Consider the following 10,986-nt stretch of genomic DNA (forward strand, 5'->3'; position numbering starts at 1 on the left):
CTGGTTTTGGGGCACACAGATAGCCGAGGTCGCCGCCTGTACAACAAGCGCCTTGGTCAGAAACGTGCTGAAGCCATAAAACGCCAACTGATACAGGCCGGCCTGCCAAAGCAACGCATTGTGGTGCGTTCCTACGGAGAAAGGGCGCCGGTCGCTTCAAATGCGCATCCACTTGGGCGTGCCAAGAACCGGCGTGTTGTGGTTCGCCTATACAAAGATGACACCTGAACTGAACAAAAATTTCCACATGTCAGTTTTGCAAATTAGCCGCGATTTTTCTACTTTTCGATGAGAGAGGCACGCAATGATAAGGCAGGGGCCCAATGTTCAATGGACGCAACCTATGGCGATTGTCGCTGACACTTTGGGGAATTGGTGGCAGCCTGCTGTTGATGCGTTTGCCGATTGACTGGCCACTCGCTAGTGTATGGGCGCTGTTCGGCGCTATGATGTGGTGGTATCGGCGTGCCATTACCAAGGCCATCAGGGCCGCTGCCCAGACGCTGGACATTCATGGTATTTCGGATGAGCCGCTGGAAGCCATTGATGCACTGGCTTCGGCGGCGCGTTTGCATATGCAAAAAGCTCAGCAGTCAACAGCGCATTTGGCCACTCATCTCCAAAGCGATGTCTATGTCGATGCTCAAACCCACCTCGGCAATCGAAACTTTTTTGATGCGCGTATAGAAGTGTTGCTTCAGCCAGAACTGAACACCGGTGCTGGGCTTGTCATCTTTTTGTTATTGCAAATGGACAACTGGCCAGACGAGGCGAGAAACGATGTGATCGAACAAGCTGGGGTGCTCATCCTCAATGTCTTGCGGGATCGGCCAGACGCCATAGTTGCTCGTCGCCACGCCAATGAATTTGCTGTCGCATTGCATCCTGTGAAAGATTCCGATGTTGGCGCCTTGTGTAACCGGTTATGTCGGGCTTTAAAAAATTTGATATTGCCAGCGAACGTCGATGCGCATGTTGATCAGCTTTATTTTCTTGGGGCAACAGTATTTTCTCCGGATGTCAGCCGTTATGAACTGTATTCAACGGCGGACTTAGCGCTGAGAACCGCACAATTACGGGGCAATAGCGGGTGGGTTCGACTGGACGTGGATCGTCACCTGTCCATACGCGGCATGGTCGCATGGCGGACGCTTTTTGACCACGTATTGACGAAACGTCACTTTGGATTAATTCGTCAACCAGTACTCAAAATGGCCGACAACAAGGTCTGGGCACAGGAGCTGTTTGCCGTGCTCTGGACGCAGGAAGGCGCGCCAGTCAGCGCTTCGGAATTTGTCCCCATGGCCTTGGCCAGTGGTTATCTGACCGATATTGACCGTATGTTGATCGATGATGTGGTTAAAATATTAATGTACGACGATCACGCGCCATACCGAGTGATAGTCAATATTCATCCGGCGTCGTTGGCGAAGGAAAATTTTTCCAGCTGGCTCATCGAACGGTTGGCGGGACACCCTGCATTGCGCGATCGGCTTGTTGTCGAAATTTCCTATGCAAGTCTTCCCACATATGCAGAAAAATTAGAACCAGTTATTGCTGAACTGCGCCGCTACGGGACGACTGTTGGCTTCGACCATGTTGGTGAAACCTTGCTGGATGTCACTTCGCTCATGGAATGGGCGGTTGACTATATTAAAGTGCATCAGACGGCAGTGCATGAAGTCTGTGACAAGCACCACTCAGAGCAGGCAGTAGCCTGGCTATCGGCGCTGGCACAGCTGTGTCGTGATAAAGACATCGCGCTGTATGCAGAAGGGATTGAGCACCGGGAACAATGGGTTCGTCTCAAAGATCTTGGTTTTACGGCGGGCCAAGGCTTTTTACTCGGCAAACCGACACGCTTACAGCGCCTGGCCGGGGAGCGTGTCCTTGCGGAGGGGGATACGTCACGATAGAATTGGCAGCATGCAGGGGCATGGATGTATTGGAATGAAAGTCGGGTCGAATCAAGGATTTACACTGGTCGAGTTGGTCATCGTGATCGCCGTGCTCGGGCTGATCGCGGCCTATGCGGTGCCATATTATTCTAATTTGACGCGCAATGCGCGGCTCACCGTGCTTGATGGTATTGCGGCCTCAATGCGCTCGGCCGCCGATATGACCAAAATGAAGGCACGGGCTTCTGGCTTACGCCCAGCATCAAGTAACCCGGCGGGATCAGGTGGCAATCAATATGGCTATGTCGTACAGTTTCCCTTCGGCAGTGCTGAAGTCGATTGGCGCAACCTGTGTCCAGAGAGTAAGGCCGAACTGGGCAATCGCTTGACGATGATCGATTTTCTTGATTTTTATGATGCCGACTTGCAAACACGGATAGACAATCGATATACCCTCATCGGTTATCAGCTTCCTGCTTCAGGCGTGCCGACCAACCAAGGCTGTTACGTGATTTATGATTCCTTCGGCGACCCCAACTGTACTGTGACCGTGGTCGACGTAGACTGTTAACAAGATAATTTGTATGCGCTGGCCAACTGGCCGCCTATTCAACTGCCTTGGCCTGATTAGTGGGGGGCTGAATAGTTCTCTTGGTAACGTTTGACCCATGGCCACAAGATTGGTGGCTGGGTATTGTTGTGTTGTTTAGGCCAATTGGCTGAAGTCTGTGCTGATTTCTCCAGTCGAAAAGTATGCGTTTATTTGCGAATCTGGGGTAGAATGTGAGCACTTTTGCTTGAGCATCACCATTTAGATTATGAGCGACGACAGCAGCGCACGTCCAAAACACTTTATTGAGCAAATCATTGAACAAGATCTGGCAAGTGGCAAACACAAGACCGTAGTCACGCGATTCCCGCCAGAGCCGAACGGCTATTTACATGTCGGCCATGCCAAGTCAATTTGCTTGAACTTCGGTATGGCGCAAAAGTACGGGGGCGTGTGTCACCTGAGATTTGATGACACAAACCCAGAAAAAGAAAGTGAGGAATACGCCAAAGCGATTGAAGCAGACGTTTGCTGGCTTGGCTTCCAGTGGCACGGCCCTGTTCGGCATGCGTCGGACTATTTTGAGGCACTGTATAATTTTGCCGTTGAGTTGATCAAAGCGGGAAAAGCCTACGTCGACGAATCCTCGCCGGAGGAAATTCGCCGCATGCGCGGCACGCTGACAGAGCCGGGCCAGAATAGCCCATATCGGGACCGCCCCATCGAGGAAAATCTTGATTTGTTTGCCCGTATGCGCAATGGTGAATTCCCAGATGGCGCCATGGTACTGCGTGCCAAAATCGATATGGCGTCGCCTAACCTGAATATGCGTGATCCGGTCATCTACCGCATCCGGCGCAAGCACCATATTCGCACTGGCGACAAGTGGTGCATTTATCCTATGTACGACTTTACCCATTGCATTTCGGATGCGTTGGAAGGCATTACCCATTCGCTGTGTACTTTGGAGTTTGAGGATCACAGGCCGTTATATGACTGGGTGTTGGATAACATCAGCATTGACTGTCATCCGCAGCAAATTGAGTTTTCTCGGCTCAACCTAGCCTACGCCATTACCAGTAAGCGGAAACTGACCCAGTTGGTTGAAAATGGTGATGTGGCTGGTTGGGACGATCCGAGGATGCCGACCATCAGTGGCATGCGTCGTCGTGGTTATCCTCCCAAAGCCATCCGCAATTTCGTTGAACTCACAGGCGTGACGAAGAAAAACCATGTCGTCGATATGGCACTTTTAGAGCACGCTGTGCGGGATGTGATGGATAAGGAAGCGCCACGAGCCATGGCGGTCCTTAAACCATTGAAAGTGACCATTACCAACTGGCCGGAAGACTACGAGGAATGGTTAGAGGCGCCATGTCATCCCAAACGTGAAGAACTGGGCAAACGCAAAATCCCGATGACGCGAGAATTGTTCATTGATCGGGATGACTTTCGCGAATCCGCGAACAAAAAGTTTAAGCGTTTGGTCCTGGGCGGCGAAGTGCGCCTTCGCTACGGTTATGTCATTCGTTGTGACGAAGTCATTAAGAACGAGCGGGGCGATATCATTGAGCTGCGGTGCCATTACGACAAAGACACTTTGGGGCGCAATCCCGAGGGTCGAAAAGTGAAAGGCGTGATTCACTGGGTGTCAGCCAAATACGGTGTCCGAGCGGAAGTCCGCGTGTACGATCGGCTATTTAATGTCCCCAATCCGGCTGAGGCAGAGGATTTCCGACAGTGTTTGAACCCGAATTCATTGCATGTCATCACCGATGCCGTGGTGGAACCGTCACTGGCGGACGCCGCGCCGGAGTCAGGTTTTCAGTTTGAACGGGAAGGGTATTTTGTGGCCGACCGCTACGATCATCGTCCGGACGCGCCAGTTTTCAATAAAACTGTCGGCTTGCGTGATACTTGGGCCAAAATTGAGGCCGCTGAGCAGTAAGCGGCCGATGTCTTAAACCGAAGCTTCGTTGTCTGCGATGAGGCGTGCACCAGATGCGCCAACTTGGCCCACAAAGGTGGAGGCATCAATGCCTTGATCGTGAAAAACAGCGCACATGGCTTCTGCCACACGATAAGCGGTTTCGATGGTTGGGTTGAGCGCGAATAGCGATGGCCCCGAGCCGGATAGGCCAGCCCCGATTGCCCCGGCATCCAGCGCTGCTTGGCGCACCAGAGAAAAGCCGGGGATCAAATGCGCACGGGATGGCTCGGCGAAATTATCGAACAGGCAACGGGCCAGTAACTCCCAGTCGCCGTGAGCCAATGCATGGACAAATCCCGCGCCGCGTGCGACCTGTTCTGTGGCCAAAGGCATGTCAATGTGCTTAGGCACTAATGCGCGCGCTTTTTTAGTGCTGACTGACAAGGTTGGATAAACCACGGTGTAAAATAGGGGGGCGCCAATTGTCAGTTTCAGAATGTGTGGCGGTGTGTTGGGCAAAATGGCCACCACACCACCCAACAGGGCTGGCGCGACATTATCTGCGTGAGGAGAGCCACTGACGACACTTTCGCCGATCGCAGCCAGAGGGACAAGGGCTTCTGTGGATAGTGGATTGCCGCATAGCGCATTGACCGCGAATACCGCCGCTGCCGCACTGGCGGCGCTGGAACCGAGGCCGGAGCAAAATGGCATCTGTTTGTGGATGCGGAGCGCAACGCCTCGCGTTTCCTGAATTTGTTCCAGCAAGGCTTGCACAGCTACGGAGGCGGTATTGCGTTCGGGCGCAACCGGTAGCCGGCCGTTATCGCCAGTGATTTCAACAATATGGACCCCTGGGGCATCATGCCAGCTGGCCTCCACCACATCACCAAGCCCGTCCAGTGCCATCCCTAGCACATCATAGCCGGCTGACAAGTTAGCGGCACTGGCAGGTGCAAAAGCTCGGACGGTCATGTTCATGCGATCAGATCACTCACCTTGGGCACGTTAGCCAGATGTGCTTGCCAGACCGCGTGATGACAGGAGGCGATCATCTCATCAATGGCGTCGATCGCCATAAACTGCTCGCTAAAGCCAGGCTGTTCCGGATCGAGGAACATTCTTGCCGAGTTGATGATGTGTGCGATCAATTCTGCGGGCGACTCGTCCCCGACCGCAACGCGAATGGTCGTTGGGTAGATTCCGGCACGTCGCATGGCTTCCGGATCCAGTTCAGAATGCGATGTCAGTGCTGGGCATAAGACAATGGTATTGGTTTGACCGATACTGACTTGATGATTGAATGTGGGAGCCAATGAGTCGAAGAAACGAATGAAGGCATCTCGAGAAAAGCCGGCTTGTTCCAGGTCGAAGGTGAACAGGTTGCAGGGCAACTCATCCCGCAAGACTTTATTCTTAAGGGCAAAGTTAGGATTGCTTGAGACAGCATGAGAATTGACCGTAATTTTGGGGTGGGAATCCAAAAAACGTGTCAAAGCCATCGTGTTGATGGCTTTTGCCATCATGCGCACCTCAAGTGTTCGCATTCCCGTGAGAACCTCAAAGGCCTTGTCGGCATCAAGGAAGGCCCCTTTGATGTAGTACACGTCCCAGAACATGGTTTTGTTCCAAGGCAGACCGTTGACCGTTTCACCTTTCGGGATGAACATTCGCCAGGTTTCCCCAATAACCACGCCCGCGGTGGACGCGCCATTGCCAGAAATGTCTTTGGTGTAACTGTGGATCAGATAATCTGGACGAGCCGCCTTGTCGGGATGGCGTAAGGGCTGTGCCAAAAATGGTGTGGCCAGGGTTGAGTCCAGCATGACAAGCGAATCATGCCGGTGCGCGATTTGGCAAATGGCAGGTACGTCAAGCACGTAACCATGCGGATTGCACGGGCTTTCTACGTACACATGAATTTTTTTGCCCCGCGCCAGTGCTTCGGCGTGTTTTTCCTGAACTTCTTGATAGCGGGTGGCAAATTCCTCGCCGGTGTAACCGTCAAACCATTCGATGACGATGCCCATTTTGTCAGGCCGTGCATAATAGTCGACCAGTAACTGATGGACACCACCATAAATGTTGCGCGAAACGATCAGAATGTCACCAGATGAAAGCACATTGCCAAGTACTGCGTCGATGGCGGCCATCCCGGAGTTGAAGTTCCAGGCAAGATAATTGGGGGCTTCAGGACCACATTCGAGATCCACAATGGCATTGGCAAGCGAAATTGAGGTCGGATTCAGTAGACGTGAATAGATTTGATGCGTCATTTCTTTGCCATGGAAGGCGTCGTCAACCCATTCCGTGCAGGCGTAAATGTAAGTGGCTGTTTTGACAACAACTGGATTGGCAGCAAACAGGGCAGTGACATTGTCGAAAATTGGATAGGAGCCTTTCGCATAGTGCGTGGTATCCGAATAGTTGAGACTTTGGTATGTCTTGCGGAAAGGGTTTTGCAGCGTGTCAAGAATTTTAGCAATCTGGAACGACAAAAATTTCTTGGCGTTGAATCGTGCGATGCGATCCGTTTGTGGTAGCTGCTCAATGGTTTCGGTGGTGATGCGCCACAACTCGGTCACATCGGCATGTGTTTGGTAAAGCCGCTCGGTCATTTGTCGAAGCACGCGGCCATAATCAGACTCAGGATCAATGCCAAAATGCGCTAACTGTTCCGCCGCCAATTCCTCTGTGGTCGTGGCTTGGGTGGTATTTCTTCTTGGCGACAAAATTTTTTGTGCTTCAAAAGCAGAGTGAACTGACATAGGGCTTCCCTCTTTGACAATGTAAGACCTTCTGAGCATGTCATCAGTTTGGCGGGAAATCAAAATATTTGTTTGCCCGATGGGGACGAAATGAATTTTATCCAAATAATATGGGCAACCTCCGAATTTTGTGCTGATTATGGTCAGACCAGATCGGGTGTGTCTGAGATGGTTTTGTGTGCCATAAAAAAGCGGGGTAGACTCGCACCATTGTCATTGTGAATGGGTGGGCTATGCGATACCTCAGTACACGTGGTTTGGACGCTCCGCGCACTTTCGGCGCAGTGGTGCTCGATGGTTTGGCTCGAGACGGCGGCTTGTATGTACCGGAAGATTATCCTGATGTGACCGCTGAGTTAGATAAGTGGTCAGAACTTTCCTATCAAGATTTGGCGGTCGAGGTGATGACCCCCTTTGTTGCGCCCGACCTTTCACCTGAGACGTTGCGTCAGCTCGTCACGCGTGCTTATCGCCGCTTCGACCATGCTGAGGTGACACCACTGGCGTCACTGTCTGAATGCGATATCTTGGAGCTGTTTCATGGCCCGACTTTGGCGTTTAAGGATGTGGCATTGCAGTTTCTCGGGGAACTGTTTTCGGAACTTTTGCATCGTCAAGGTCGACGAATGACCATCATTGGCGCGACCTCGGGGGATACGGGCAGCGCGGCCATCGAAGGGGTTCGAGGCCGAAAGGGAATTTCGATTTTTATGTTGCACCCGAAAGGGCGTGTCAGCCGCGTGCAAGCCTTACAAATGACCACAGTGTTGGACGACAATGTCTATAACCTGGCAGTGTCGGGCGATTTTGACGACTGCCAGGGGTTGGTCAAGTCGTTGTTCAATGATCATGCATTTCGAGACCGCTACTCGCTTGGTGCGGTCAACTCCATCAATTGGGCGCGGATTCTGGCGCAGACGGTTTACTATTTTTATGCTGGGCTGAAACGCTTGCGGCAACGGCCAAATACGCCCTTAACCTTTGTCGTTCCGACAGGCAATTTTGGTGACATTTTGGCGGGTTATATTGCTCGCCGGATGGGACTGCCGGTTGCGAAGCTGGTGATCGCCACGAATCACAATGACATATTGGTACGTGTGCTTCGAACGGGGGCCTATGTCCCTGAACAGACGCGTCCGTCATTAAGCCCAGCAATGGACATACAGGTGTCATCAAACTTCGAGCGGGTTTTGTTTGACGTCGCTCAGCGCGATGGCGCTAAGGTGCGCGAATGGATGATGGGCCTGAATGCAGGCGGTTTCCAATTGGGTGACTCAGAACTCACACAATTGCGAGAGATTTTTGAGGCGGTGCGCGTCGATGATGAAGAAATCATTGCGACCATTCGAGAGACTTATGCACAAGACCGTTATGTGCTTGACCCACATACAGCGGTTGGTGTCACCGCCGCCAAAAAGCTGGGGATCAAGGACGCTGTTTGTCTTGCGACTGCACACCCGGCGAAATTTCCGGAGGCGGTTGAGCGTGCCATCGGCTCGCCGCCACCGACTCCAGAACGGATTCGGACGTTGTTTGACTTGCCGACGAGACAATACGATCTTCCTGCCAGTGTGAATGCGCTGAAAACGTTCATTGCCGAAGCGCTTGAGGAGTCACGAAAGTGAGCGGTTGGGTTGTGCTCAAATTCGGTGGGAGTTCGGTGGCGCGTCCAGAACACTGGCGCAATATCGCGACGATCATTACACGGAGGCGGCAGGCCGGATGGCGCGTGATGGTGGTGCTCAGTGCCCTGAAAAATGTCACCAATATGCTTGAGGGATTGCTGCATCAGGCGCGTGCCGGTGTGCATGCTCAGGCGCTTGCCAATTTGCACCGATTACATTTGCAATTTGCGACAGATCTGGGGCTTGATGGTGAGACCATCTTGGGGGCGACGTGGCAAGCATTGAATGAATGCCTTGACAGAATTGCCCAACACAAAACGATCACACCGCGTTTACACGCATCAGTGCTCGCGTATGGCGAGTTGATGTCCACGCAACTCGGTGTGGCGTATCTGCATCAACAAGGTTTACCAGTGATCTGGCAGGATGCTCGCCATTGGTTAGTCAGCGAGCCCAAGGGCGATGCTTGGCATGATTATTTGTCTGCGGAATGCGACTATCGGCCCGATCCAGTGTGGCGCGCCAGTTTGCCGGAGCAGGCAATTGTCATCACGCAAGGGTTCATCGCCTCCCATCCTAATGGTGATACGGTATTGCTCGGACGCGAGGGATCAGACACAACGGCCGCCTATCTCGCTGCGAAGTTGGGGGCAGAAGCGCTGGAGATTTGGACGGATGTTCCTGGCATATTTACCACGGATCCTCGCGAAGACAGCACCGCCCGGCAACTGAAATATTTGAGTTATGCGCAGGCAGTGGACATGACGGCTTGTGGGGCACGTGTCCTGCATCATCGTGCTTTGGCACCCGCGCAAAAAAATAACATCCCTGTCTGGATCCGCGCGACATCCGATCCGGACCAAGCGGGCACAAAGTTGTGTGCTGACGTTGCGCATCATGACTCGGCGATCGCCGTGGCGCGTCAAGATGATGTGCTTTGGCTGCAATTTGAGCCTCTGCCACAATCGGAAATGGACAGGGTCATCCATGTTTTAAGCAGTCATGGGTTTGATCTGTTGGGACAGTTTGCTGCCATTGATCGTGTCGATTTGGTGCTGTATTGGGCGAATACCGACGCTCCGGAGCCTGATGTGACCTCGCTGATACCGATTTCGCCGCAAAAAGTTGAGTGTGGGCTGGCACGGGTGACAGTGATTGGTGGTCAGCAAGGTGACTGGCAATCGTCTTTGGGCGATGTGTTGTCCACACGTGTGCCTGTTCGAGTCCAGTTTAATGAACCAACCAAAATTTCATGGCTGGTGCCGGTCGGTGCTGGGATAGAAGCGCAGCGAGCGTTGCATGAGCAGGTGTGTCAGCGGCTACCGGCATCGCTTGTTGGTCTAGCGTGGCAGGGATGGGTGAACTCGAGTCAGGCACGTTGACGGGCGCTGTCTATGGGACACTGTATGTGTCACTGATGGGAGGTTGTGATGAACCAGCCATTTGACATTATGGTCTTGGCCCATGCCGCGGCAAAGGCCACGGTATTTCGACAGTTGGCCAAGGAGGGCGCAAGTTGCCCATCGGTTTCCGTGATGCCCTATTGGCGGTTCGTCAGCCAGCTTTATGAGCCAGAACAGATCGTGCTGGATGGGAAGCAGGCGACGGCACTGTGGCGGCTCGCGGTAGAAAGCGTATCGTTGGATCCACCGATACTGAGCCCCTTAGCGGCTGCGAATGCGGCCATGCGTGCGCATGAGTTGTTGCTGAGAGAAAACATCTCCGAAGCGACACTTCAACAGTATGCGGATCCAAATACCGATGTGTTTTTGCAGTGGCGAGCGGCCTATCGAAGACTTGAACAGGAACGAGGCGTCATCAGTTCGGCGTTGCTTGAACGTTTATGCATTGAGCACATGCCGTCAACGTTCAACAAAAGAGTGGGCTATTTCGGCTTTGATCATATGCCAGCCCAAGCAAAAATGCTGTTTCATCGGTTGGGGGCTCAGTCGTTGTCTCTCACTTCTCTTTGTCAGCAGCCAAAACGGGCCAAATATGAATCGCCTGAAGCTGAGATAGCCGCCTGTGTGGTGTTCTGCGAGCAACTGTTTGACCAAGATGACAGCGCCAGCATTGCGGTGGTGGCGGCGACAGAGACCGAACGCTATCAGAGATTACTGAAACGGGCGTTGGTTACGACGGGTATCCCTGCGCATGGCTTGATGCGCACCTTTGGTGAAGTGCCTGAAATCGCTTGTCTGTTGGCGTGGGCTCA

The 10,986-nt window shown here is 52.9% G+C and carries 9 protein-coding genes; 7 read left to right on the plus strand and 2 right to left on the minus strand.

Annotated elements, in window-relative coordinates:
• From D6694_06545 to D6694_06560, 4 genes are all read left to right on the plus strand, one after another.
• The gene (locus tag D6694_06545) at positions 1 to 228 is read left to right on the plus strand and encodes an OmpA family protein (GenBank protein ID RMH43815.1); all 228 of its coding nucleotides are present in this window, start codon (positions 1 to 3) and stop codon (positions 226 to 228) included.
• Between the two features lie 95 nt (positions 229 to 323).
• Entirely contained in the window at positions 324 to 1,916 is a 1,593-nt protein-coding gene (locus D6694_06550) for an EAL domain-containing protein (GenBank protein ID RMH43816.1), read from the plus strand.
• A 34-nt stretch (positions 1,917 to 1,950) separates the two neighbouring features.
• Positions 1,951 to 2,469 carry a prepilin-type N-terminal cleavage/methylation domain-containing protein gene (locus D6694_06555; protein ID RMH43817.1) on the plus strand — a complete coding sequence of 173 codons (519 nt, stop codon included), beginning with the start codon at positions 1,951 to 1,953 and terminating at the stop codon, positions 2,467 to 2,469.
• A 247-nt stretch (positions 2,470 to 2,716) separates the two neighbouring features.
• On the plus strand, positions 2,717 to 4,396 hold the full coding sequence (locus D6694_06560) for a glutamine--tRNA ligase/YqeY domain fusion protein (protein ID RMH43818.1): 1,680 nt from the start codon (positions 2,717 to 2,719) through the stop codon (positions 4,394 to 4,396).
• Positions 4,397 to 4,408: 12 nt separating this feature from the next.
• Here D6694_06560 and D6694_06565 read toward each other — a convergent pair whose 3' ends face one another.
• Positions 4,409 to 5,359 carry a homoserine kinase gene (locus tag D6694_06565; GenBank protein RMH43819.1) on the minus strand — a complete coding sequence of 317 codons (951 nt, stop codon included), beginning with the start codon at positions 5,357 to 5,359 and terminating at the stop codon, positions 4,409 to 4,411.
• Positions 5,356 to 7,146 (minus strand): Cys/Met metabolism pyridoxal-phosphate-dependent enzyme, encoded by a 1,791-nt coding sequence (locus tag D6694_06570; protein RMH43823.1) that lies wholly within the window; start codon positions 7,144 to 7,146, stop codon positions 5,356 to 5,358. Before D6694_06570 ends, D6694_06565 begins: the two co-directional genes overlap by 4 nt.
• Positions 7,147 to 7,379: 233 nt before the next feature.
• Here D6694_06570 and D6694_06575 point away from each other — a divergent pair, with 233 nt between their 5' ends.
• The 3 genes from D6694_06575 to D6694_06585 all read left to right on the plus strand — a co-directional run.
• On the plus strand, positions 7,380 to 8,771 hold the full coding sequence (locus D6694_06575) for a threonine synthase (GenBank protein ID RMH43820.1): 1,392 nt from the start codon (positions 7,380 to 7,382) through the stop codon (positions 8,769 to 8,771).
• Positions 8,768 to 10,153 carry an aspartate kinase gene (locus tag D6694_06580; GenBank protein RMH43821.1) on the plus strand — a complete coding sequence of 462 codons (1,386 nt, stop codon included), beginning with the start codon at positions 8,768 to 8,770 and terminating at the stop codon, positions 10,151 to 10,153. Before D6694_06575 ends, D6694_06580 begins: the two co-directional genes overlap by 4 nt.
• Positions 10,154 to 10,201: 48 nt before the next feature.
• A partial coding sequence (locus tag D6694_06585) for a hypothetical protein (protein RMH43822.1) occupies positions 10,202 to 10,986 on the plus strand: 785 nt, incomplete at its 3' end.

This window comes from Gammaproteobacteria bacterium, assembly GCA_003696665.1.
Taxonomy (GTDB): domain Bacteria; phylum Pseudomonadota; class Gammaproteobacteria; order Enterobacterales.